The organism is Aeromonas media (assembly GCF_020423125.1).
Classification (GTDB): domain Bacteria; phylum Pseudomonadota; class Gammaproteobacteria; order Enterobacterales; family Aeromonadaceae; genus Aeromonas; species Aeromonas media.
In genome coordinates, this window is the sequence record NZ_CP075564.1 from 930,311 (window position 1) to 953,391 (window position 23,081).

27 protein-coding genes are annotated in these 23,081 nt (G+C 64.0%); 22 read left to right on the forward strand and 5 right to left on the reverse strand.

What is annotated here, in order from left to right:
* Positions 1–41 precede the first annotated feature (41 nt).
* The 4 genes from KI797_RS04425 to KI797_RS04440 all read right to left on the reverse strand — a co-directional run bounded on the left by KI797_RS04425 (position 42) and on the right by KI797_RS04440 (position 3,318).
* Complete coding sequence (locus KI797_RS04425; protein ID WP_226172998.1) at positions 42–767, reverse strand: carbonic anhydrase; 726 nt, start codon at positions 765–767, stop codon at positions 42–44.
* 728 nt (positions 768–1,495) lie between these two features.
* Entirely contained in the window at positions 1,496–1,711 is a 216-nt protein-coding gene (locus KI797_RS04430) for a hypothetical protein (RefSeq protein WP_042649423.1), read from the reverse strand.
* A gap of 47 nt (positions 1,712–1,758) precedes the next feature.
* Positions 1,759–2,835 (reverse strand): methyltransferase, encoded by a 1,077-nt coding sequence (locus KI797_RS04435; protein WP_226171705.1) that lies wholly within the window; start codon positions 2,833–2,835, stop codon positions 1,759–1,761.
* Positions 2,836–2,853: 18 nt separating this feature from the next.
* The gene (locus KI797_RS04440; RefSeq protein WP_226171707.1) at positions 2,854–3,318 is read right to left on the reverse strand and encodes a hypothetical protein; all 465 of its coding nucleotides are present in this window, start codon (positions 3,316–3,318) and stop codon (positions 2,854–2,856) included.
* Between the two features lie 177 nt (positions 3,319–3,495).
* Here KI797_RS04440 and KI797_RS04445 point away from each other — a divergent pair, with 177 nt between their 5' ends.
* From KI797_RS04445 to KI797_RS04530, 18 genes are all read left to right on the forward strand, one after another.
* Positions 3,496–4,209, forward strand: coding sequence for a beta-ketoacyl synthase chain length factor (locus KI797_RS04445; RefSeq protein ID WP_226171710.1), 714 nt, complete (start codon positions 3,496–3,498; stop codon positions 4,207–4,209).
* A complete protein-coding gene (locus KI797_RS04450) occupies positions 4,194–4,952 on the forward strand; it encodes a lysophospholipid acyltransferase family protein (protein WP_226171712.1) in 759 nt (252 codons plus the stop codon). The genes KI797_RS04445 and KI797_RS04450 overlap by 16 nt, the downstream gene beginning before the upstream one ends.
* 17 nt (positions 4,953–4,969) lie before the next feature.
* Positions 4,970–5,236, forward strand: a complete 267-nt coding sequence (locus KI797_RS04455) for a phosphopantetheine-binding protein (protein ID WP_005297932.1) — start codon at positions 4,970–4,972, stop codon at positions 5,234–5,236.
* 3 nt (positions 5,237–5,239) lie between these two features.
* On the forward strand, positions 5,240–5,488 hold the full coding sequence (locus KI797_RS04460; RefSeq protein ID WP_011707160.1) for an acyl carrier protein: 249 nt from the start codon (positions 5,240–5,242) through the stop codon (positions 5,486–5,488).
* A 19-nt stretch (positions 5,489–5,507) separates the two neighbouring features.
* Positions 5,508–6,095, forward strand: coding sequence for a COG4648 family protein (locus KI797_RS04465; RefSeq protein ID WP_016351791.1), 588 nt, complete (start codon positions 5,508–5,510; stop codon positions 6,093–6,095).
* Positions 6,092–7,462 carry an AMP-binding protein gene (locus KI797_RS04470; protein ID WP_226171714.1) on the forward strand — a complete coding sequence of 457 codons (1,371 nt, stop codon included), beginning with the start codon at positions 6,092–6,094 and terminating at the stop codon, positions 7,460–7,462. Before KI797_RS04465 ends, KI797_RS04470 begins: the two co-directional genes overlap by 4 nt.
* Positions 7,446–7,817, forward strand: a complete 372-nt coding sequence (locus KI797_RS04475) for an ApeI family dehydratase (RefSeq protein WP_226171716.1) — start codon at positions 7,446–7,448, stop codon at positions 7,815–7,817. The genes KI797_RS04470 and KI797_RS04475 overlap by 17 nt, the downstream gene beginning before the upstream one ends.
* Complete coding sequence (locus KI797_RS04480; protein ID WP_226171718.1) at positions 7,814–9,517, forward strand: glycosyltransferase family 2 protein; 1,704 nt, start codon at positions 7,814–7,816, stop codon at positions 9,515–9,517. The genes KI797_RS04475 and KI797_RS04480 overlap by 4 nt, the downstream gene beginning before the upstream one ends.
* On the forward strand, positions 9,504–11,066 hold the full coding sequence (locus tag KI797_RS04485) for an HAL/PAL/TAL family ammonia-lyase (protein WP_226171720.1): 1,563 nt from the start codon (positions 9,504–9,506) through the stop codon (positions 11,064–11,066). The genes KI797_RS04480 and KI797_RS04485 overlap by 14 nt, the downstream gene beginning before the upstream one ends.
* Positions 11,063–11,503 carry an acyl-CoA thioesterase gene (locus KI797_RS04490; protein ID WP_139750757.1) on the forward strand — a complete coding sequence of 147 codons (441 nt, stop codon included), beginning with the start codon at positions 11,063–11,065 and terminating at the stop codon, positions 11,501–11,503. Before KI797_RS04485 ends, KI797_RS04490 begins: the two co-directional genes overlap by 4 nt.
* 20 nt (positions 11,504–11,523) lie before the next feature.
* Positions 11,524–12,114 (forward strand): outer membrane lipoprotein carrier protein LolA, encoded by a 591-nt coding sequence (locus tag KI797_RS04495; protein ID WP_226173001.1) that lies wholly within the window; start codon positions 11,524–11,526, stop codon positions 12,112–12,114.
* A 50-nt stretch (positions 12,115–12,164) separates the two neighbouring features.
* A complete protein-coding gene (locus KI797_RS04500; RefSeq protein ID WP_226171722.1) occupies positions 12,165–14,522 on the forward strand; it encodes an MMPL family transporter in 2,358 nt (785 codons plus the stop codon).
* Positions 14,519–15,076 (forward strand): DUF3261 domain-containing protein, encoded by a 558-nt coding sequence (locus tag KI797_RS04505; RefSeq protein ID WP_226171724.1) that lies wholly within the window; start codon positions 14,519–14,521, stop codon positions 15,074–15,076. Before KI797_RS04500 ends, KI797_RS04505 begins: the two co-directional genes overlap by 4 nt.
* Entirely contained in the window at positions 15,073–16,254 is a 1,182-nt protein-coding gene (locus KI797_RS04510; RefSeq protein ID WP_161506912.1) for a beta-ketoacyl-[acyl-carrier-protein] synthase family protein, read from the forward strand. Before KI797_RS04505 ends, KI797_RS04510 begins: the two co-directional genes overlap by 4 nt.
* A complete protein-coding gene (locus tag KI797_RS04515; RefSeq protein WP_042648421.1) occupies positions 16,251–16,724 on the forward strand; it encodes an ApeP family dehydratase in 474 nt (157 codons plus the stop codon). Before KI797_RS04510 ends, KI797_RS04515 begins: the two co-directional genes overlap by 4 nt.
* Positions 16,721–17,446: a 3-ketoacyl-ACP reductase FabG2 gene (locus tag KI797_RS04520; RefSeq protein WP_226171727.1), complete on the forward strand. Its 726-nt coding sequence runs from the start codon at positions 16,721–16,723 to the stop codon at positions 17,444–17,446. The genes KI797_RS04515 and KI797_RS04520 overlap by 4 nt, the downstream gene beginning before the upstream one ends.
* 91 nt (positions 17,447–17,537) lie before the next feature.
* On the forward strand, positions 17,538–18,764 hold the full coding sequence (locus KI797_RS04525) for a beta-ketoacyl-ACP synthase (RefSeq protein ID WP_042648420.1): 1,227 nt from the start codon (positions 17,538–17,540) through the stop codon (positions 18,762–18,764).
* A gap of 101 nt (positions 18,765–18,865) precedes the next feature.
* Positions 18,866–19,279, forward strand: coding sequence for a DUF2541 family protein (locus KI797_RS04530; protein ID WP_226171730.1), 414 nt, complete (start codon positions 18,866–18,868; stop codon positions 19,277–19,279).
* A gap of 49 nt (positions 19,280–19,328) precedes the next feature.
* Here KI797_RS04530 and mog read toward each other — a convergent pair whose 3' ends face one another.
* Positions 19,329–19,859: a molybdopterin adenylyltransferase gene (gene mog / locus KI797_RS04535; RefSeq protein WP_042648418.1), complete on the reverse strand. Its 531-nt coding sequence runs from the start codon at positions 19,857–19,859 to the stop codon at positions 19,329–19,331.
* A 403-nt stretch (positions 19,860–20,262) separates the two neighbouring features.
* Here mog and KI797_RS04540 point away from each other — a divergent pair, with 403 nt between their 5' ends.
* The 4 genes from KI797_RS04540 to folA all read left to right on the forward strand — a co-directional run bounded on the left by KI797_RS04540 (position 20,263) and on the right by folA (position 22,708).
* Positions 20,263–20,601 carry a DUF3135 domain-containing protein gene (locus tag KI797_RS04540; protein WP_226171733.1) on the forward strand — a complete coding sequence of 113 codons (339 nt, stop codon included), beginning with the start codon at positions 20,263–20,265 and terminating at the stop codon, positions 20,599–20,601.
* A 222-nt stretch (positions 20,602–20,823) separates the two neighbouring features.
* The gene (locus tag KI797_RS04545) at positions 20,824–21,621 is read left to right on the forward strand and encodes a threonine/serine exporter family protein (protein ID WP_049832147.1); all 798 of its coding nucleotides are present in this window, start codon (positions 20,824–20,826) and stop codon (positions 21,619–21,621) included.
* 100 nt (positions 21,622–21,721) lie between these two features.
* Positions 21,722–22,189 carry a threonine/serine exporter family protein gene (locus KI797_RS04550; protein ID WP_041205157.1) on the forward strand — a complete coding sequence of 156 codons (468 nt, stop codon included), beginning with the start codon at positions 21,722–21,724 and terminating at the stop codon, positions 22,187–22,189.
* A 24-nt stretch (positions 22,190–22,213) separates the two neighbouring features.
* Positions 22,214–22,708: a type 3 dihydrofolate reductase gene (gene folA, locus KI797_RS04555; RefSeq protein ID WP_042648748.1), complete on the forward strand. Its 495-nt coding sequence runs from the start codon at positions 22,214–22,216 to the stop codon at positions 22,706–22,708.
* Positions 22,709–23,081: the final 373 nt, after the last annotated feature.

Genomic DNA, 23,081 nt, shown 5'->3' on the forward strand with positions numbered 1-23,081 from the left:
TTGGCCCTCTTTCTTATTGTGCAAATCGGTTACATAAAACCTTATTGCAGCACCAGTCGCCCGTTGAGGGGTTGCACGGGCCTGTTGTTGGGGTGGTGCATCACGACTTTGAAGGCATCGATCTGGGCCTGGCTCACCTGCACCGGCTGCTTCATCACCAGCCAGCGCACTCCTTCCGAGCAGGGCGGTGTGGTCAGGGAGCCGCTGAAGCGGTAGTAGTCGCGCCTGGCGGGCAGCAGTGACTCGGCCGAGATCGGCTGCTCCAAGCTGTGCATCTCACCCGCTTTGGCTGGTAACGCCTGCCAGGCCTGACTCAGGGCCGCATTGGCCCGGCCCGGCTCGAACATCACGGCGACCACTGCCAGCTCCCCCTTGTCATTGGCGTGTACCAAGTGCCCCTCCAGGGGATAGGACCTGCCTTCGATGAGGTTTTCGCTGGGTGCGTGGAAGTGGAACTGCTTGAGCTCGAAGCGCATGCCGTCGAGCTCAAGGCTGCTGCCCGGGGCATAGTTGACCTGCACCGTGTGGCCGTTGTTGACCAGGGTCTTGCCGCCCGACAGGTAGTGGAACTGCAGTGGTGCCAGCTCGGCTTCCACCAGACCTGCGAGGTTGACCGGCGACTGGTTGCTGCCCGCGCACTGGCCAAATTCCGGGGTCAGGCTGGCCCATTTCGCCGGGCCGGCCTCACCGCTGTATTCCCAGTGCGGAGCTGCGGCGAAGGCGGTGGGGCACAACAACAGAGAGCAGGCCAACAGGGACTTTCTCATCATGCATCCTTATCTTGATTGAAAAGCACGGCCATCCGTTTCCCCACTCGGTGAGGGAACAGCAGATGGCATTCTCTGGAATGCGGGATACAGAATGTCAGACCGGATATTTATTATTGAGGATCATTGCAGGCGATATTTATGATACATTTAATATGAATCTAAATAACCTTAGGCCACTCCTTAATATTGAATGGTGGCTCTGTAAAATGAAAGTAATCTAATTAATTGGCTGGTATCAAGGATGAATTTTTTCATGTTATTCTCATCGAGGTCAGGCTTTTTACCTCGCAAGCCTTCGCTTCAAGCCCACCAAAAAAAATCACAATTCATTGTTTTTTATTATCATTTTTCATTCCTGCTTTGAACTTGAACAAATGATAGACAGTTGCTCCCGAGCAGGCTGACGCTGCGATTGTTCGCAAACTCAAGAGAGAGAGTAAATATTGTTTGCTGGCGCTGGTGCTGACCTTGCCCGGAACGGGTAATTGGGCCGATATAACTGGTCAGCCCGATCAGCTGCTGTACCGGGAGGGCTATGCCTCAGGACAACAAGTCGGCCAGCCGGCTTGCGGACTACGCAGTGACGGTGGATGAGGTGAAGCAGCAGAGCGGGCTCGACTTCTGCGCCGAGCGACCTGATGAGCCGGAAGAGGCTATGGAGTTCAGGCTGATGGCCATATGGGCAGTGGCTCTCCCTCATGACAACAGGGGCCTCGGCCCCGTTGTCATTTGCTGATCTCATCCCCCACCTGCTTGACCGCATCCCGGGTACCGTGGCCGATCTCGCGGGTCACGTCACGGGTGGTGTGGCCAATCTCGCGGGTCACGTCCCGGGTGGTGTGACCCACGGTGCGGCCCGCCTCCTTGATGTCGGCGCAGCCGCCGAGCAGGCTGCCCAGGGCCAGGCCGAGTGCCATCAGTGCCATGCAGTCATGCCTCATGCCGTGCTCCTTTTCGTTTCATCATCATCTTCATGTCGATGTCGGCATTATGGCCTCGTGTGCAGCGGGCGGGCAACCAGCAGGGTGTGGCCCGGTCCCGGGATCTCGTGCTCGGCCTCCACATGGAAATGAGCCTCGCGCAGGCACTGGTACAGCTGTTTGGAGTGATAGAAGCGGCTGTTGCCGTTGGCCAGGCAGGTGAAGTAGAGGGAGGTGGCGTTGAGACTGAAACTGGCGGCTTCGAAAGTCTGCCTGTCCCAGAACAGCTCCAGGATGCAGACCCGGGCGTCCGGTTTCATGACCAGTCGGACCCGGTTCAGGATGGCGACGATCTGCGCGTGGCTGAAGCAGTCGAGAAACTGGCTCATCCACCAGATGTCGGCCTCGCCGGGCAGGGGGCCTGGTTGCAGCAGATCCACCGGATGACCCTGCACCCGCTCCGCCAGTCCGGCCTCCTCGATGTTGAGGTGGGCCAGTGCCAGCTGCTCGGGCAAATCCAGGATGGTGACCCGCAGAGCGGGATCCCGTTTGGCACAGGCGATGGCCCACTTGCCGGTGTTGCCGCCCAGATCGTAGAGGTGGCGCGGCGCATAGCCGAACACCTTGTCCTGCGCCTGCTGGAATGCCCAGTCGGAGTAGAAATGATCGAACGCAAACCAGCTGCGGCGGGCCGGTTCGGGCAGCTCGTTCAGGTGCGGGTAGAGGGTCTGCCATGGACCGAACTCCTGCAAGCCGGCCGGCGAGCCCTGACGGATGGCGTCGAGCAGATGGGCGAGAGGCTGGTAGCAGACATGCTGGGTGAAATCGAGATTGACCCGGCTCATGGCGTCGTGCAGCAGGTATTTGCCGACCCGGCCCAGCACATAGTGCTCGTCTGTCAGGTAGCAGAGCCCGCCACCGAGCCCCATGTCCAGCAGCACGCCGGCACCGTATTCGCTCAGCTCGCATGCCAGGGCGATCTCGGCCAGCGATGCCCCCCGCGAGCCGCAGGTCTCGAGAAACGCTAGCACCCCGGTTTCACGCAGGCACCAGCTGGCCTGAAACAGCATGGGCCCGAAGGCGATTTTCTGGGCCTCGCTGATGGCTTCCAGCGCGTTGTATGGGTCTGCCTGATAGTGGTTCACGGGGTGACTCCTGCCGGATTATTGGTTCTGTGTGCGGGAGAGTTCGGTCTGGATGGCCTGATTCAGACCCAGCACCCAACGGTTATAACTGCGATGTATGCTGCCCTTGCCCTTTTCATCAAGGTTGATGCTGCTCACATAATTAATGGAGTAATCGCGAGCGCTATAGGGAATATCGATCACCGCCTGATGTTGACGCACATTGACCTGGCCACGAATAAGCCCTGGTCGTTCTTTCCTCATCACCCAGCTCTTGCCTATGCCCGCCGTAATAATGGCCTTGGCCACCTGTTCTTCGGTCAGATTGAAGGGCACCGGATTGACCGCCATATTACGGATGGGCTGGCTGGTGGAGCAAGCGGCCAACAAGGCACAGGTCAGTATCAGGGATATTTTATTAATGAGTTTCATAATATTTCCTTCGGGGAGGATATTCATCAATTCGGGCGAGGCAATGAGACAACACAAATTGTTTATTTTCAATCGCCAAGGCAGTGGATAATCTGCGCCAGCTATTATTTTTGATGAATAATGGTATTATCCGACCGGTATTAACCTGATGACGCCATTCCATGCCGTGGAGCAGGCACTGCACGTCGGATGAGTGCCTTTTATCGTCTTCGCTCCCACCCACCGTTTTAAGGACAGGTTGCCTGAAATATGCTCTCTTTCTCGCTGCTGGATAGCCAGGCACTGTCTCCGGGTCTGGCCGATGAGGCCGCCTGGCAAGCGTGGGCGCAGCAGGGCCGCTGGCCCGTCGACCCGCCGTTTCCCGCTACCCCCTTGCTGCCCATGATGATGGCGCGCCGTCTGAGCCAGGGCTCCCGGCTGGCGGTGCAGGTGGGGCTGAGCCTGCTGGCTCGCCATGCCATTGATTACGCCATCTTCGTCAGCCGTCATGGCGAGCTGGCCCGCTCTGTGACCCTGCTGCAGGCGCTGGCGGACGGACAGGCGTTGTCGCCCACGGACTTCTCCATGTCGGTGCACAACACCGCCGCCGGACTCTGCTCCATTCAGGGCAAGGCCGCCATTCCCATGACCTCGTTGGCGGCGGGAGAGAACGGCCTGATGGCGGGCCTGACCGAAGCGGTCTGCGCCCTGCAGGCCGGTGCCCGCCGGGTGCTGCTGGTGGGATTCGAAGGACCTGTGCCCGAGTTTCACCGTCCCTGGCTGGCGGACGAGGCGCCGCCCCACGCGTTGGGGTTGGTGCTTGAGGCTGGCGACCAGTGGCGCTGCGAGGGGGCGCGCCGCACAGTCGAACCCCATGCCCGCCCGCTGCCGCAGAGTCTGGCCTGCTGGCGTGCCCTGTTGCGGCATGAGTCGACCCTGGCCCTTTGCGATGGCCGCCAGGAGTGGGCATGGCAGCGTTGCTGAACCGGGGTTGGCGGCTGATCGGCACGGCCCTTGGCTTCACCCTGTTCGGGGTGGGCGGCCTGCTGCTCTCCCTGTTCTGGTTTCCGCTGCTGGCACTCTGTCTGCGCGGCGAGCGGCGCCGTATCCTGGCCCAGCTCACCATCCGCCACAGCTTTCGGCTGTTTCTCGGCGTGCTGCGTGGCTGGGGGGTGCTCGATTACAGCGTGAGCGGCATGCCCGCCCACTTGCGTGGCGCCCTGGTGGTGGCCAATCACCCCAGCCTGCTCGACTACGTCATCCTAGCGGCCGAGATGCCGGTGTGCGACTGCATCGTCAAGCAGTCCCTCTGGCGCAACCCCTTCATCGGTGGCGTGGTGCGGGCGGCCGACTATCTGCCCAACGTGGCAGGCGAGGATCTACTGGCCCTGTGCCAGTCGCGGATCCGGGCCGGCGGCCTGCTGCTGGTCTTCCCGGAGGGAACCCGCACCACCCCGGGCGAACCCATCAAGCTGCAGCGCGGCGCGGCCCAGCTTGCGGTGCGCAGCCAGGTGCCGCTGCAACTGGTGCGGATCCACTGCAGCACCCGATTTCTCACCAAGCAGGACAAATGGTTCAAGATCCCGGAAAATAAGCCGACTTTCACCATAGAATTCCTGCAACAGGTGGCGGCGGACGAGGTGGTCTCCACCGGCCAGAGCAGTGCGCTGGCCGCCCGCCAGCTGACCCGCTTTCTCACCCGGGCCCTGCAACCGGGGCCCCAATGACAGCATATGGAACAGTTATGCAAGACCTTCATCTAGAGATAAAACAACTCATCATCGACAGCCTCAACCTCGAGGGGCTCACCCCTGACGACATCGACAGTCAGGCGCCGCTGTTCGGTGATGGCCTGGGGCTGGACTCCATCGATGCGCTGGAGCTGGGCCTTGCCATCAAGGGCCGCTACGGCATCGTGCTCTCCGCCGAGGATGAGAACACCCGTCGCCACTTTGCCTCCGTTGCGGCCCTGGTCGCCCTGGTGCAGGCCCAGTCGAAAGGGGAGGCCTGAGCCATGACCCGTGACGACATCTTTGCCCAGATCAAGGCCGCCCTCGTTGAGCTGTTCGAGGTCGACGAAGAGGCCATCACCCCCGAGGCCCGCCTCTATCAGGATCTCGAGCTCGACAGCATCGACGCCATCGATCTGGTGGTGCACCTGCAGAAGCTGACCGGCAAGAAGATCAAGCCGGAAGAGTTCAAGTCGGTGCGCAGCGTCAACGACGTGGTGGATGCGGTCGAGCGTCTGCTGGCCGACGCCTGATGCCGGTGCACGCCCTGCCATGATGCGCTGGCTCTCCTGGCTGGCCGGTGGTGCCCTGCTGCTCTACCCGCTGGCGGTCTACTGGGGGCTGACCCACGCCGGTCAGACCCCGCTGCTGCTCGGTCTGCTGCTCATCTTCTCACTGCGGCTCTTGCCCGGCCTGCTCAAGGGGCGGGTCCGGCTCGGCCCCTTGCCGGAGTGGCTCTGGCTGGGCCGCCTGCTGGCCTGCATCGGGCTGGGACTGACCCTGCTGTCGGCCCTGTTCAGTGCCCGGCACTGGCTGCTCTACTACCCGCTGGCGGTGAGCCTGGCGCTGCTCTGCCTGTTTGGCTGGAGCCTGACTCGTCCCATGAGCCTGGTGGAGCGGCTGGCCCGCCTGCAGGATCCCGCTTTGCCGCCGGCAGCCATCGGCTACACCCGGCGGGTGACCCAGGTCTGGTGCGGCTTCTTCGTCATCAACGGCGCGCTGGCGGCCTTCACTATCTGGCACGGGGATCTGGCGCTCTGGAGCCTCTACAACGGTCTCATCAGCTACGCCCTGATGGGCGGCCTGATGGGCGCTGAGTATCTGGTGCGCCGCCGCCTGCTCAAGAGGCTGGCCCCATGACCCTGCTGAAAACTATCTGGCAGCGGGACGGCGAGCTGGTGGTGGCGTTCGGCCCGGATGGCGAGGTGACCCTGGCCGAGCTGCGCCGCGGCAGCCTGCAACTGGCCCGGGCCATGGCCCGCCACGCCGGCGCCGGCCAGCCAGGTGCGCGCTGGGCCCTCTGCTTCGATGACAGCCTGCTGTTCACGCAAGCACTGCTCGCCTGCGCCCTCGGTGGCTATCAGGCAATCCTGCCGGGCCATCAGCGGCTGGCCGGTTTGCAGGCGCTGCAGGCACAGTTCGACGGCCTGCTCACCGATGGCGAACCGCCCGGTGCGGCACTTGCCGTGCCTCAACTCAGGCTGCCGCTGCTGGTGGCGGATGACGAGCTGGAGGCAGACGGCGCGGCCCTGCTGCCCGAGCGCCTCGATCTCACCCTGTTCAGCTCCGGCTCCACCGGCGAGCCCAAGGCGATCCCCAAGGCCTGGCCCCAGCTGGAGGCGGAGTTGCGGGTGCAGATGGCGCTGTGGGGCGAGCGGCTGGCCGATAGTCGGGTGCTGGCCAGTGTCAGTCACCAGCACATCTACGGCCTGCTGTTTCGCATCCTGCTGCCGCTGGCCCTCGGCCGTCCGTTCGATCGCCGCAGCATCGACTACCCGGAGCAGCTGGCGCTGCAAACGGCCCCCTGGTGCCTGATCGCCTCCCCAGCGTTTCTGAGCCGGCTTGACCCGGCGATTCCCGCCGCCGGCTGCCGGCTGATCGTCTCCTCTGGCGGTCCCCTGCAACCGGGCGATGCCCAGCAGGCCAAACTGCTGCTCGGTCAGCTGCCGGTGGAGATCTTCGGCAGCAGCGAGACCGGTGGCATCGGCTGGCGCCAGCGCCACCAAGTACAGACCCCCTGGACGACGCTGCCCGGAGTCGAGGTGCGGGTCGGTCCGGATCAGGGCCTGCTGCTGCGCTCCCCCTTCCTGGCAGAGGACGACTGGCTGGCCTGCGCCGATCGTATCCTGATGACGGGGGCCGGGTTCGAGCTGCTGGGCCGCCAGGATCGGGTGGTCAAGCTGGAGGAGAAGCGCATATCCCTCGACGAGGTGGAGGCGCGCCTGCAGGGGCTGGCGGAGGTGGAAGCGGCCGCCGTGCTGCCGCTGCAGCAGGGCCAGCGCCAGATCCTCGGCGCCGTGCTGGTGCTGAGCGAGGCGGGCACCGCCCGCTGGGCCGAGCTCGGGCCCGGGCGTTTTCTGCTGGCCCTGCGCCAGCAACTGCGTCCCTGGCTCGAGCCGGTCGCCCTGCCGCGCAGCGTGCGCCGGGTCGAACAGATGCCCGTCAACGCCCAGGGCAAGCGCCCCTGGCCACAACTCAAGGAGCTGTTCGATGAGCCTCTCGGTTGACTCTTTGCCACCGAACACCTTGCCCACCGTGCTGGCCTGCGAGACGCTGGCCGACGGGGTGCGCCTGCAACTGCGGCTCGATCCCGATTTGCCTTGGTTTACAGGCCATTTTCCCGGTGCGCCCCTGCTGCCCGGGGTGACCCAGATCCACTGGGTGATGCACTATGCCGCCAGCCTGCTCAAGCTGGCGCGGCCGTTTCACGGGGTGGATCAGCTCAAGTTCCAACGCCCCCTGCGCCCCGGAGCCGAGTGCAGCCTGCGCCTGCAGTGGCAGGCGGACAAGGACCAGCTCCTCTTTCAGTATCTGCTCGGCGATGAGCCAGCGAGCAGCGGACGGGTGCGTCTGATCCCATGACGCCCTGCATTCTCATTCCCTGTTACAACCATGCCGGCCCGCTGGCCGCCGTGCTGGCGCGGCTGGCCGAATACGGGCTGCCTTGCCTGCTGATCGACGATGGCAGCGAGCCGGTTGCCGCCGCCGAGCTGGATGCGCTGGCTGCGCGTTACCCCTGGGTCACCCTGCTGCGCCACCCCCACAACCAGGGCAAGGGCGGCGCCGTGATGACGGGGTTGCGCCGCGCCCATGCACTCGGCTTCAGCCACGCCCTGCAGGTGGATGCCGACGGCCAGCACGATCTGGCGGACCTGCCGGCCCTGCTGGCCGAGGCGGACAAACACCCGGCGGCGCTCATCTCCGGCCGCCCGCTCTACGATGATTCCGTGCCCAAGGGGCGCCTCTACGGCCGCTACATCACCCATGTCTGGGTCTGGATCGAGACGCTGTCGTTCGCCATCAAGGACAGCATGTGCGGCTTTCGGGTCTATCCGCTGGCCGCCACCTGCGCGCTGCTCGAGTGGGTGGCGCTCGGCCGGCGGATGGATTTCGACACCGAGGTGATGGTGCGCCTCCATTGGGCCGGGGTGGCGGTGCGCTTCGTGCCAACCCGGGTCATCTATCCCGCCGATGGCAGCTCCCACTTCCAGCTCTGGCGCGACAACCGCGACATCTCCTGGATGCACACCCGACTGGTGTGCCGCCTGCTGTGGGATCAGCTGCTGCGCATCGGCCGCTGGCCCCGCCGCCTCTGGTCATGGGTGACCCGGCTGTGGCGAGAGCGGCGCACCCACTGGTCACGCACCCCGGAGCGGGGATCGCTGCTCGGCATGCAGATCATGCTGACCAGCTATCGCCTGCTGGGGCGGCGCGGCTTCTCCCTGCTGCTCTATCCGGTCATCGGCTACTTCTGGCTGACCGGCCGCGCCCAGCGCCAGGCATCCCAGGCCTATCTGGCCCGCCTCGAGCGCTTCGCCCGCGCGCAGGGGGTGACGCTGCCCGCCGAGCCGAGATCGAGCTTTCGCCACTTCCTGCGCTTTGGCGAGGCGGCGCTAGACAAGCTGGCGGGCTGGCGCGGCGACATCACGGAGCAAGAGGTGGAGTTGGTGGGAGCGGAGCACTATCAGGCGGCCATCAATAGCGGTCAGGGCGTTCTGCTGCTGGGCTCCCATCTCGGCGATCTGGAGCTGTGCCGCGCGCTTGGCAGTCGCAAGCAGGGGCTGCGCATCAACGCGCTGGTGTTCACCCGCCACGCGGCCCGCTTCAACGCCCTGCTCAAACAGATCAACCCGGATTCGCACCTCAACCTCATTCAGGTGCAGGAGCTGGGGGCCGATACCGCCATCCTGCTCAAGGAGAAGCTGGAGCGGGGGGAGTGGGTGGTGATCGTCGGCGATCGCACCTCTGTGACCCGGGAGAAGCGGGTGATCTGGGCCGACTTTCTCGGGGCGCCGGCGCCCTTTCCGCTCGGACCCTTCGTGCTCAGCAGCGTGCTGGGCTGCCCTGTCTACCTGATGTTCGGCCTCAAGGAGCAGGGGCGCTTTCGGGTGCATTTCGAGCCCTTTGTCGACGGCCAGCCCCTGCCACGCCAGGGGCGACAAGAGATTCTTGCGTCCCGGGTGCAGGCCTATGCCGATCGTCTGCAGCATCACTGCCTGCGGGCCCCGCTGGACTGGTTCAACTTTTTTGATTTCTGGCAGCTGACCGATGAACAAGAGTGAGATGAGAAGGGTCACCTTCGGCGCCGCGCCGCTGACCATCGAAGACGTGGTGGCGCTGGCCGAAGGGCGCGCCACCCCCGCACTGAATCCGGATCCGGCTTTCATGGCCCGCATCCAGCGGGGGGCCGACTTTCTCGACCGGCTGCTGGCCGAAGAGGGGGTCATCTACGGGGTGACCACCGGCTACGGCGACTCGGTGACCCGGCCGGTACCGACCGAGCTGGTGCCCGAGCTGCCGCTGCATCTGACCCGCTTTCACGGCTGCGGGCTGGGGGCGGATCTCGAGCTCGATGCCGCCCGCGCCGTGCTGGCGACCCGGCTCTGCTCCCTGGCGCAGGGGGTTTCCGGGGTCAGCCCGGCCTTGCTTGAGCGGCTCTGCTGGCTGCTGGAGCAGGATCTGGTGCCGCGTATCCCGGAAGAGGGTTCCGTCGGTGCCAGCGGCGATCTTACCCCGCTCTCCTACGTCGCCGCCGTGCTGGTGGGGGAGCGCGAGCTCCATCAGCAGGGGCGGCTGCGCCCCGCCGCCGAGGTCTATCGGGAGCTGGGGGTCACCCCCCTGACCCTGCGACCGAAAGAGGGGCTGGCACTGATGAACGGCACCTCGGTGATGACGGCGCTGGCCTGCCTCGCCTATGCCCGCACCGACTACCTGATGCGGCTGGCGACCCGGATCACCGCGCTGGTGAGCGTCGCCATGGGTGGCAACGCCTTCCACTTCGACGAGCGGCTGTTTGCCGCCAAGCCGCACCCCGGCATGCAGGGCATCGCGGCCTGGCTGAGGGAAGACCTGGTGGCCGGCGAGCTGCCGCGCCACAGCGACCGGCTGCAGGACAGATACTCGTTGCGCTGTGCCCCCCACGTCATCGGGGTGGTGGCCGACAGCCTGCCCTGGTGGCGCCAGCTCATCGAAAATGAGCTCAACAGCGCCAACGACAACCCGCTGATCGACGGGGAGGGGGAGCACGTGATGCACGGCGGCCACTTCTATGGCGGTCACATCGCCATGGCCATGGACAGCATGAAGACGGCCGTCGCCAACCTGGCCGACCTGCTGGATCGCCAGCTGGCCCAGCTGGTGGACAGCAAGTTCAACGGCGGCCTGCCGAGCAACCTCTCCGGCGCGCCGGATGAACGGCAGATGATCAACCACGGCTTCAAGGCGGTGCAGATCGGCGTCTCGGCCTGGACCGCGGAGGCGCTCAAGCAGACCATGCCCGCCAGCGTCTTCTCCCGCTCCACCGAGTGCCACAACCAGGACAAGGTGAGCATGGGCACCATAGCGGCGCGCGATGCGCTGCGGGTGCTGACCCTGACCGAGCAGGTCGCGGCCGCCTGCCTGCTGGCGGCGGTGCAGGGTGTGGAGCTGCGTCTCGCCCGGCCCACCCCCTTCACCCGCCCGCTCGGCACGGCGCTGGCCGACATGGTCGTGCAGGTGCGGGCCGAGTTCGCCCCGCTGCTGGAAGACAGGGCGCTGGAGCCCGAGCTCAGGGCGCTGATAGCCCGCATCCGCCAGCGCCACTACCCCCTCTATCAGGACTCTTCGCTATGAGCCGCATCCAGACTACGCCTGAACCCTGGCAGATCAGTACTGAGATCGAGGTGACCATCCCATTCCACGACGTGGACATGATGGCGGTAGCCTGGCACGGCCACTACTTTCGCTACATCGAGCTGGCACGCTGCGCCCTGCTCGACCTCATCGATTACAACTATCCGCAGATGGAGGCCTCCGGCTACCTTTGGCCCATCATCGACACTCGGATGAAGTACCTGGCGTCGCTGCGCTTCGGCCAGCGGGTGCGGGTGCGCGCCACCCTGACCGAGTACCAGAACCGCTTGAAGATCGACTACCTGCTGAGCGATGCCGTGAGCGGCACCCGCACCAGCAAGGGTTACAGCATCCAGGTGGCGGTGAGCAAGGCGAGCGGCGAGATGTGCCTGGCCTCGCCCCAGGTGCTGCTGGACAAGCTGGGGGTGAGCCAGTGACCCCTCTTCTGAACCGGCTGATGGTCGGACTGGTCCTGCTGCTGGCGTGGCCACTGCAGGCGGCCCCCCTGACCCGTGACCAGGTGCAGCAGTTGCTGACCCTGAGCCCGGCCCGGCAGGCCCATTTCGAGCAGGAGAAACAGGTGGCGGGACTGAGTCAGCCGCTCAAAGCCTCCGGCGAGCTGTTGCTGGTGCGCGATCTCGGGCTCTGGTGGCAGCAGCAGAAGCCCTTTGCCCTGACGCTGACCCTGACGCCGCAACGCATGGTGCAGCAGGTGGCGGGTCAGCCCGCCACCGTCATCGACAGCCCCCAACTGCTGGAATTCAGCCAGATGCTGCTGGCGCTGTTCGGCTCGGACGAGGCGACCCTGAGCCGCTACTTCAGCATCGATTTCCAGAGCTCGGAGGCGGGCTGGCAGCTGGTGATGGTGCCCACGCAGGCGCCGCTCGACAAGGTGTTCGCCAGCCTCACCCTGAGCGGGCTGGGGCAGCTGGATCAGCTCATCATCGCCGACAAGCAGGGGGACAGCACCCGCATCCGTTTCAGTGCCTGGCAGGCGCGAAGCTTGCCACTGACCCCTGAGGAGCAGGCCCGCTTTGCTGCCCACTAGCCCCGCATCGCGCCAAGCCACTGCCCGTGTTCTGGCCGGGAGAGTCGACCTTGCTGCAAGCTGAAACCACCTGGCACCGGCTTGGCACGCTCTGGATCGGCCTCTGTCTGCTGCTGGCGGCGGTACTCGCCTGGCAGCTGCCCCACAGCCGCATCAACACCAGCCTGATGGATCTGCTGCCCCACGCATCCCGCAGCGATCTGGATCCGGCCCTGCAGCAGGGCTTGCTGCAGCAGCTCGATCGCCAGCTGGTCTGGATGCTGAGTCTGCCGGCCGGACAGAGCGGGCAGGCGGCGGCCGAGCTATGGGTAACACAACTCGGCCAGATAGCGGCCTTCTCCCATATCAAGGGGCATCAGCCCGAGCTGGCCTCCGCCTGGCAGGTCTATCTGCACGATCTCGCCTGGCAGCGGCTGGATGAGGCGAGCCGGGCCCGGCTGGCAGCTGGCGCTGAGGGCTGGAGCCAGTGGGTGCTCGGCCAGATCTACTCGCCCTTTGGCGGAGTCTCTCGCGCCGAGTGGCAAAGCGATCCGCTGCTGCTGACCCGGGCCGGGGTACTGGCCGAGGTCAGCGGCCCCATGCAGCTCAAGGCGGGCTGGCTGGTCAGCCGGGACAAGGGGGGGCGTGACTGGTACATGGTGCGCGCCGAGCTGGATCTCTCCGCCTTCGACATCCAGCGCAATCAAGGGGTGCTGAGGGCGCTCGACAACGCCGAGCAGCGGCTGGCCCTGGCTTATCCCGGTGCCGAGCTGCTGCGCCGTGGCACCCTCTTCTACAGCCAGCACGCCAGCAACCTGGCCCAGCAGGACATCTCCACCATAGGGCTTGGCTCCATGATCGGGGTCATCCTGCTGATCTGGGGCGTGTTCCGCTCGACCCGGGCGCTGCTGCTCTCCCTGCTGCCCATCGGCGTGGGGCTGATGTGGGGGCTGGGCGCCGTGCTCATCCTGTTTGGCGAGATCCATGTCTTCACCCTGGTCATCAGCAGCAGCCTCATCGGCATCGCCATCGATTACGCCATCCACTTCCTGTGCGAGCGGCGGTTGCACGGCGGCGACGAGAGCGCGCATCAGACCCGGCTACGGCTGCTGCCGAGCCTGTCGCTGGCGGTGCTGACTACCCTGATCGGTTATGGCCTGCTCTGGTTCGCCCCCTTCCCCGGGCTGCAGCAGCTGGCGGTGTGTGCGCTGGCGGGGCTGTTCAGCGCCTTCATCACTGTGCTCTGCCTGTTTCCGCGCTGGGCCGGCCCGCTGCCGACCCGGCCCCTGGTCATTCAGTCACTGCTGATGGCCTGGCTCAGGGCCTGGCGGCAGCGCCCGCTGGTGCGTATCGGCCTGCCGCTCTGCTGTCTGCTGCTGGCCGCTCTTGGCATCAGCCAGCTGCGGGTGGATGACGACATCCGCCGGCTGCAACCCTTGCCGGTGGAACTGCAGGCGCAGGAGAACCAGATCAAGACCCTGACCGGCCAGCAGGGCGGCATGCAGGGTTTTCTGGTGACGGGAGCGGACGGCGAACAGGCGCTGCAACGACTGGAGCGGCTCGACGACCGGCTGGCCGAGCTTAAACAGCGCGGTGCGCTGCAGGATTTTGTCTCTCTTTCCCGCTGGCTGCCTTCGCTGGCGCGCCAGCAGCAGGATGCGGCCGCCATCCGGGCCCTGCTGCCCCAAGTGGTGACCCGACTGCAAGAGGCCGGGGTGCCAATACCTGCAGGGGGGCAAGCGCCCGTCCGCGAGCCCGGTTGGCTGACCCCGGCGGCCTGGCTGGCCAGCCCGGTCAGCGAGGGGAGCCGTCTGCTGTGGCACTCGCTGGACGATGGCCGCGTCGCCATCTGGGTGCCGCTGGTGGGGGTGGTGGACGAAGAGGCCCTGACGGCGCTGGCGGCGGCCGAGCAGGGAGTCTACTGGCAGGATCAGCGCAGCGAGTGGAGCCGGCTGTTCGCCCACTACCGGATCAAGCTTGCGGAGCTGCTGTCGGTGGCCATCGGCCTGGTGGCCCTGCTGCTCTGGCGGCGGATGGGGGCGGCCCGGGCGGCCCGGGTGCTGCTGGTCAACCTGATTGCGCTGGCCATGGGGTTGGCGCTGCTCGCCGCCTGCGGCCAGCCGCTCACCCTGTTCGGGGTGCTGGCGCTCAGCCTCATCTTCGGCATCGGTATCGACTATGGTCTCTTTTTCGCCCACAGCGGGCGCGAGCTGGCGCGGCAGAGTGCCACCCTGCTCGCCATCCTGCTGGCGAACCTCACCACCCAGCTGGCCTTCGGTCTGCTGGCGCTGAGTCACACCCCCGCCATCGCGGGCTTTGGTCTGGTGCTGAGTGGCGGTATCTTTACCGCCTTCCTGTTGTCGCCCCTGGTGCTGGACAGGGAAGCGGACAAGCGGAGGCATGACGAGCGGGAGCCGGAGCAACCATGAGATCAGTGTTCGCATTACTCATCCTCTTGCTGGGGGGCTGCAGCAGCCAACCGGCCCCCACCGCCTATCTCGACAAGAGCAGCGTCATGGTGCTGCCGGCCCCCGTGCTGGCCACCCCCTTCTATCGCCAGCAGTTGCTGACGGCCACAGTGGGTGAGAGCGCCCATCAGCTGATGACGGTGCTGGAGGCCGATGGACACCAGCTGACCCTGGTCGGCCTGACCCCGAGCGGGGTACGGCTGTTCCGAGTGCGTTACGATCAGCAGGGCATAGCGACCCAACAACTGAGCCCGCTGCTCGCCACCGGCATGCCGCCTGTGACCCAGGTGCTGGCGGACGTCATGCTCTGCTACTGGCCGTTGGCGAGCTGGCAGCCGCAGTTGCCACCGGGCTGGACGCTGCACGACGAAGGGCTGACGCGCCGGCTGCGTGCCCCCGATGGCACCCTGGTCAGCGAGATCCATTACCGCGACATCGACGGCGTGCGCGAGCCGGTCAGCCTGCAGCAGCACGTATTCCACTACCGCCTGCAACTGGAGACCCTGAGCCGATGAGCTGTTTTATCACCGCCTATGGCCTCATCTCGGCACTGGGTGAGGGCGTTGATGCCAGCGCCGAGGCCCTGCTGGCCTGGCAGGCCAAGGGGAGCACGCCGCTCACCCGCCACAACCAGGCCTTGCTGGATGGCCGCCTGACCCCGGTGGGACGGGTAGAGGGCGAGTTGCCGGCCATACCGGCGGCGCTGGCTCCTTACGCCTCGCGCAACAACCAGCTGCTGCTGGCGGCGTTGGCCCAGATCCGGCCCGCCCTCGACGAGGCGCTGGCGACGTTTGGCCCTGCGCGGGTGGGGCTGGTGCTCGGCACCAGCACCGCCGGGATCGGCGAGGCCGAGCTGGCGATCGCCGCCGACCGGCGGGGGGAGGCGGTGCCAACGGCCTTTGACTATCGTCAGCAGGAGCTGGGCTCCCCGTCCGAATTTCTGGCTCGCCACCTCGGCCTGGAAGGACCCGCTTACACCCTCTCCACCGCCTGCTCCTCCAGCGCCCGCGCCTTCATCAGCGGTCAGCGGATGCTGGCGGCCGGACTGGTGGATGCGGTGCTGGTGGGGGGCGCCGACAGCCTGTGCGGGCTGACTCTCAACGGTTTTGACAGCCTGGAGTCCCTCAGTGGCACCCTCTGCCAGCCCTTCGACAACGACCGCCAGGGGATCAACATCGGCGAGGGGGCGGCGCTGTTTCTGCTGAGCAGACAGCCTGCGCCGATTGCGCTGCTGGGGGCGGGGGAGTCGTCCGATGCCTGGCACATCTCGGCGCCGCATCCAGACGGCGTGGGGGCCGAGGCGGCCATGGGCATGGCGCTGGCCCAGGCAGGTCTGACGCCGGAGCAGGTGGGTTACATCAACCTGCACGGCACCGCTACCCGCCTCAATGACGCCATGGAGAGCCAGGCCGTCTATCGCCTGTTCGGGGACAGGGTGCCTTGCAGCTCCACCAAGCCGCTCACCGGCCATGTTCTGGGGGCGGCGGGGGCCATCGAGGCTGCGCTCGCCTGCCTGCTGCTGGAGCGGGCACTGCCGTTGCCACCCCAGCGGGTGATGACGGCGGATCCGGCGTTGGCGCCCATCCGGCTGGTGAGTGGCACCACCCCGCTGGCGACGCCCCGGATCCTCTCCAACTCCTTTGCCTTCGGTGGCAACAATGTCAGCCTGCTGTTCGGGAGATCTGCCTCATGAATGAGCTCACACCGTTGCCCGCCATCGAGACCCTGCTGCCTCATCAGGCCCCCATGTTGCTGCTGGACCGGCTCTGCGCCGTGGATGCGAGCCGGGCGCGCTGCGAGACCCGTGTCGGTGCCCGCCACGCCTTGTTGCTGGATGGCGAGGGCTCGTTGCCCGGCTGGGTCGGCATCGAGCTGATGGCCCAGACCATCGCCGCCTGGGCTGGCATGCAGGGGCGATTGCGCGGTGAGCCGGTGCGTATTGGCATGCTGCTCGGCACCCGCAAGTACCGCTGCCAGCCCACTAGCTTTGCTGCGGGGGCCCTGCTCACCATAGAGGCCAGCTGCCTGTTGCAAGACGGCGGCATGGCCAGTTTCGAATGCCGGATCCTGCAAGATGGGCGGGAGTGCGCCACCGCACGCCTCTCGACCTATCAACCCGCACCCGGCGAGTTATCCGATTTGTTAGCGAAGGACGTTTCATGATCTCTACCGTATTGGTCACGGGCGCCAGCAAGGGGATAGGCCGCGCCATCGCCCTCAAGCTGGCCGCCGACGGTTTTCTCGTCGTGGTGCACTACCACGGCGACCGCGCCGGTGCCGAGGCGACGCTGGCCAGCCTGCAAGCGGCCGGTGGGCAGGGGCGCCTGATCCAGTTCGACATCGCCGATCGCCAGGGTTGCCGCGTGCGGCTGGAGGCCGACATGGCCGAACACGGCGCCTATTACGGTGTGGTCTGCAATGCCGGCATCATCCGTGACGGCGCCTTTCCCGCCCTCACCGACGAAGAGTGGGACGGGGTGCTGCACACCAATCTGGATGGCTTCTACAACCTGCTCAAGCCCTGCATCATGCCGATGATAGGCCTGCGCCGGGGCGGCCGTATCGTGACCATCTCCTCGGTCTCAGGCCTGATGGGCAACCGGGGCCAGGTCAACTACAGCGCCGCCAAGGCGGGCATCATGGGGGCCACCAAGGCGCTGGCGCTGGAGCTCGCCAAGCGCAAGATCACGGTGAACTGCGTGGCACCCGGCCTTATCGACACCGGCATGGTGGATGCCGAGGTGAAGGCCGAGGCGCTGAAACTGATCCCGCTCAAGCGCATGGGGCAGGTTGACGAGGTGGCCGGGCTGGTCTCTTACCTGATGTCGGACATCGCCGGCTATGTCACGCGTCAGGTCATCTCCATCAACGGGGGCATGGTATGACGCGGATGTCGGTGAGATCTTGTCTGATGTTGATTCAACATGGTGCTGTCTCTGTGGCACGCCAGCTTATCTCTGCGAATGGCGGTATGGTATGAAGCGGGTAGTGGTAACCGGCATGGCCGGGGTGACGGCGTTCGGCCAGGACTGGCCGAGCGTGCGGGCAAAGTTGCAGGCGGGGCGCAATGCGGTGGTGGCCATGCCGGAATGGGCCATCTACGAGGGGCTCAACACCCGGCTGGCGGCGCCCATTGCCGATTTTGTGCTGCCCGCCCACTATCCGCGCAAGAAGACGCGGGCCATGGGGAGAGTCTCCCAGCTGGCGACCGTGGCCAGCGAACTGGCGCTGGCACGGGCGGGACTTACCGACCACCCCGTGCTGACCGATGGTCGCACCGGCATCGCCTATGGCTCCTCCATCGGCAGCACGGAGCCCATCCGTGCCTTCGGGGTCATGCTCAACGACAAGAGCACCGCCAGCATCACGGCCACCACCTATGTACAGATGATGCCGCACACGGCGGCGGTCAATGCCGGCCTCTTCTTCGGTCTGCGCGGGCGGGTGATCCCTACCTCCAGCGCCTGCACCTCCGGCAGCCAGGGCATTGGCTACGCCTTTGAGGCGATCAAGCACGGCTATCAGACCCTGATGGTGGCCGGCGGGGCCGAGGAGCTCTGCCCGTCGGAGGCCGTGGTGTTCGACACCCTGTTTGCCACCAGCCAGATGAACGACAACCCCGAGCTGGCGCCGCGACCGTTCGATCGGCAGCGGGACGGGCTGGTGATTGGCGAGGGGGCAGGCACCCTGGTGCTGGAGGAGCTGGAACATGCGCAGGCGCGCGGGGCCACCATCCTCGCCGAGCTGGTGGGCTTTGCCACCAACTGCGACGCCGCCCACGTGACCCAGCCCCAGCAGGAGACCATGCAGCTGTGCATGGAGATGGCGCTGGCCCAGGCCGGACTCAAGGCCGCCGACATCGGCTACATCAGCGCCCACGGCACCGCCACCGAGCGGGGCGACATCGCCGAGAGCCACGCCACCGCCGCCATCTTCGGCGACAAGACCCCCATATCGTCGCTCAAGAGCTACTTCGGCCATACCCTGGGAGCCTGCGGCGCCATCGAGGCCTGGCTGGCGCTGGAGATGATGCAGGAGGGCTGGTTTGCCCCCACCATCAACCTGACCGAGCCGGATCCGGCCTGTGCCCCGCTGGATCACGTGATGGGCAATGGCCGCACGCTAGCGGTGGACTACCTGATGTCCAACAACTTCGCCTTCGGTGGTATCAACACTTCCCTCATCTTCAAGCGCTGGGGTTGAGGGGGCTGTCCAGCCCGTCCGGTTGCACCCGGTACAGCTCCAGTACAGCTTTGGTTTAGGTTTGATTAATTAATATGTCTCCCACTTTGTTGGGAGGCATCATGTCTGTTTTAGCTTTTTGTTCTGTTCAATCTTCGCTGCGCCGTGGTCTGCTGGCCTTTCTACTCTCTTGCCTGTGGTGGGGGGTGGCCTCGCCCGTCAGGGCTGATGATGAATTTTGGCTGGGTAACACCATCCTGCTGGGGGTGGGCGACCACCCAGCCATTATTCCCATCATCATCTGCCGACCGGCCAGGTCCATCATGGTCAAGGCGGGAAGGGAGCTGACCCTGGACAGGGTCAAGGTGATCTACGGCAATGACCGCAGCAAGACCCTGCACTTTGACAAGAGCCTGAAAGAGGATCAGGAGTCCGGCTGGAAATCCCTCGGCAGTCGGGTTTGCATCAAGCGAGTCGAGGTCTATGGCAATTCGGAAGGGAGCAAGGCGGGGGTCAAGGTATACGGCCGCAAATAAACGGCTGCAAGTTGGGAGATGGACGGGGAGCTCCCCGCCCACTCAGGGCCTATTTCTTGGGGCGAAACGGTTTGATGACGGCTTCGTCACATTCGAGATAGGGCCCTTCCATCAGGTCGATGCAGTAGGGGATGGCGGGGAAGACCGCATCCAGACACTCGCGAATGGACTTGGGCTTGCCCGGCAGGTTGACGATGAGGGAACTGCCGCGCAGGCCGGCGGTCTGGCGCGACAGGATGGCCGTCGGCACGAACTTGAGGGACTCGGCCCGCATCAGTTCGCCAAAGCCCGGCATCATGCGATCGCACACCGCCTCGGTCGCCTCCGGAGTCACATCCCGTTTGGCCGGCCCTGTGCCGCCGGTGGTGACGATGAGGCAGCACTGCTCCTGGTCCGCCAGCCGGACCAGGGTCGCTTCGATCTGATCCTGCTCATCCGGGATCACCTGATAGATGGGCTCCCACTCTGAGGTCAGATAGGCGTTCAGCGTGTCTATGATGGCCTTGCCGGAGAGGTCCTCATAGATGCCCGCGCTGGCGCGATCGCTGACGGTGACGATACCGATTCTTGCCTTGCTCATGATCTGCCTTTGGTCATTGGAAAAAGTGGTAAATAAAATAACATAATCAGTGAGATATGTTAAAGCACCGGCATGGGCGTGACACAGGAAGGCCAGATTTGAGAGTCGAACGAAAAGCAGATTTATTCGCTATCGATGAATAGGGAATAAGAAGAACCATAAAAGCCTTTAAAATTTATAAAAAAAGTGACGCAGGTCGCATGAGGATAATTTCATGAATCATAACGAATAAATATTTCCTTTCGACCCATAGTCGCCAAATGGATGAAAAATCAGACTCCTGTGGATCGGTGCGGGATGACCCTAAATCGCCACCATCTTATATAACCTGTTTATGGACAGCGAAATGATGTGCCGGGTGTGGTCACACAGATTCACGCAAGGCGTCTGGCCAGGAGGGGATATGGAGATGCCGGATTTTGATACGCTGAAATACTGGGCCCTGGCCGAGCCGGAGCGGCTCGATGCCTTGCTGCACCAGCAGATAGAGGCACTGATCGCGCAGGTGGGGCCGGAGCAGCAACGGCGGTTGCGAGGCCTGCAGTTTCGCATCGACTGTCAGCGTCGTCTCGCCAGGAACAATCTGGACAGCTGCATCCGGATCGCCAACATGATGCACGAATCCGTTCATGCCATGCGCCGCCACATCGTTCACCTGCAGGAGGCGTCTCAGGAGGAGAGCGAAGAGATTGTGCCGCCGAACAATGTGATCTGGCTGGTAGAGCGTGTGAAGGATAAATAATGCGTTGGCAGGCATCCAGTCTCGTTATTTCCCAATATTTCATTCAGTTCAAACCATCCAATGTTAATAAGCTGGGTGGTTTGTTTTTTATTTGCTGCAAATGGACCTGTGGTACAAGTTGAATAACATAGTGATCAGGTAAATCAGCAGATATAGATGAAGGAATATAAGGGTTGGGGTAATATCACGGCATATTCCACCTTGCTAACACTCAAAGGGATCATGAGCAGCATCACACCAGGAAGGGAGCTGTCGCGGGAGCAGCAGACGGAAATCACCCGGATCATCGTCAAGGCGGGTCAGATGCTGGCCCAGTTCGGAGCCGAGAGCCGCATCATAGAGCAGACCACGGTTCGGCTTGGCCTGGCACTGGGGCTGGAGAGCGTCGAGATGGCCATCTCCTCCAGCGCCATCGTGCTGACCAGCCTCTATCAGGGCAGTTGTGTCACCACCACCCGGCGGGTGCGCGAGCATGGCATCAACATGCAGGTGGTGTGCGAGATCCAGCGTATCTGCATCATGGCTGAAAAGGCGCTGATCGGCGCGCGCGAGGTGCGTCAGCGGCTCGACGGCATAGTACCGTTTCACTACCACCCCTGGCTGGTGGTGCCCATGGTGGGGCTCTCCTGCGGCGCCTTCAGCCTGCTGTTCGGCGGTGACTGGCCCATTTTCATGGTGACCTGCCTCTCGGCCTCGGTCGCCATGCGGGTTCGCCAGCTGATGGCTCGCCACCACCATAGCCCCCTCATCAATTTCGCCGTGACCGGCTTCATCGCCACATTGCTCGCCTCCAGCGCCACCTTCTTTGGCTGGGGCGAGCAGCCTTATCTCGCCATGGCCGCCAGCGTACTCTTGCTGGTGCCCGGTTTTCCGCTGATCAACGCGGTCTCCGACATGGTGAAAGGTTACTTCAACATGGGGCTGGCCCGCTGGGGCACGGCGACCCTGCTGACCATCAGCGCGGCGATAGGGATTATTCTCGCCATGTCGGTGACCGGCATCTGGGGGTGGAAGGTATGAAGGGATTTGACGCTGTATCAACCCGACCATCCATCAGCGCGCGGATCCATATCGGTATCATCCTCGCCATGTCGGTGACCGGCATCTGGGGGTGGAAGGTATGATGGATTTGATCTGGCTGCTGGCCAAGGATGCCTTCTGGTCTGCCATTCCGGCGGTGGGCTTTGCCATGCTGTTCAACGTGCCGCCACGGATGTTGAAGTATTGCGCCATGGGCGGCGCCCTGGCCCACAGTCTGCGTACCCTGCTCATCCATTACGGCATGCCCATCGAGTGGGCCACCCTGGCGGCGGCGACCACGGTCGGCTTTGTCTGCGTCTACTGGTCGCGCCGGTTGCTGGCGCCGCGTCCGGTGTTCAGCGTCGCCTCCATCATCCCCATGATCCCCGGCAGCTATGCCTTCAAGGCGATGATAGCCATAGTGGAGCTCAACATCTCCGGGGTGACCATGGAGCTTATCCAGAGCGCGGTGGAGAACGGCTTGAAGGCTATCTTTATAGTAGGCGCATTGAGCTTCGGGCTGGCGATACCCTCCCTGGTCGTGTACCGTAACCGGCCCATAATATGAATGGTTGTGTGAGAGGCTGACACCATGAAAATCTCCATGATTGCCGCCATGGCCCACGATCGTGTGATCGGTCTGGACAACCAGATGCCCTGGCACCTGCCGGCGGATCTGGCCCACTTCAAGCGGGTCACCCTGGGCAAGCCGGTACTGATGGGGCGTAAGACCTTCGAGTCCATCGGTCGGCCCTTGCCCGGGCGCCGAAACCTGATCATTAGCCGTAACCCAGGATTCAAAGCATCAGGCATAGAGGTTTTTTCATCCATCGACGAGGTATTGGCCACCTTATCTGAGGCCGAGGCGCCAGATGAGCTGATGGTGATCGGCGGCGGCCATCTCTATGGTCAGCTGTTGCCCCGGGCCGATAGCCTCTATCTAACCCGGATCGATCTGGCGGTGGCAGGGGATACCCGCTTCCCCGCCTTCGATGAGGGAGAGTGGCATTGCGTTGAACGCGAGCCTCATGAGGCTGATGAGAAAAACCCTCATCCCTACTGTTTCGAGACCTGGCAGAGGCGCTGACGACAGCGTATTGCCGTGGTAGATGAAAGGCCCCCTGCGCTGCGCAAGGGGCCTTTTTGTTGGCTGCTCCTGGCGCGGTGAATGGAGGTATTTATACAGCGTCGCTTGATCAGCTCTTTTCTTGTCCACCTTCCTAAAATAATTAGTTATCTAATCAAACTAGCCCTTCGAAGATAAGTGCAGTTATTTCCTCGTATCCTGCCCCTGAATCAAGCCTGTTTCTCAATGAATTCGGCATTTTGATTGAATTTGTTTGCATTTCATTGTCGAGCATATGCTGTTATGTCACATTTAGATGGTTTTTTATATTAAAAATAATCATTTAATATCAATGAGTTATGATTATAGAACTTCGTTGAGACTCTTATGGTTC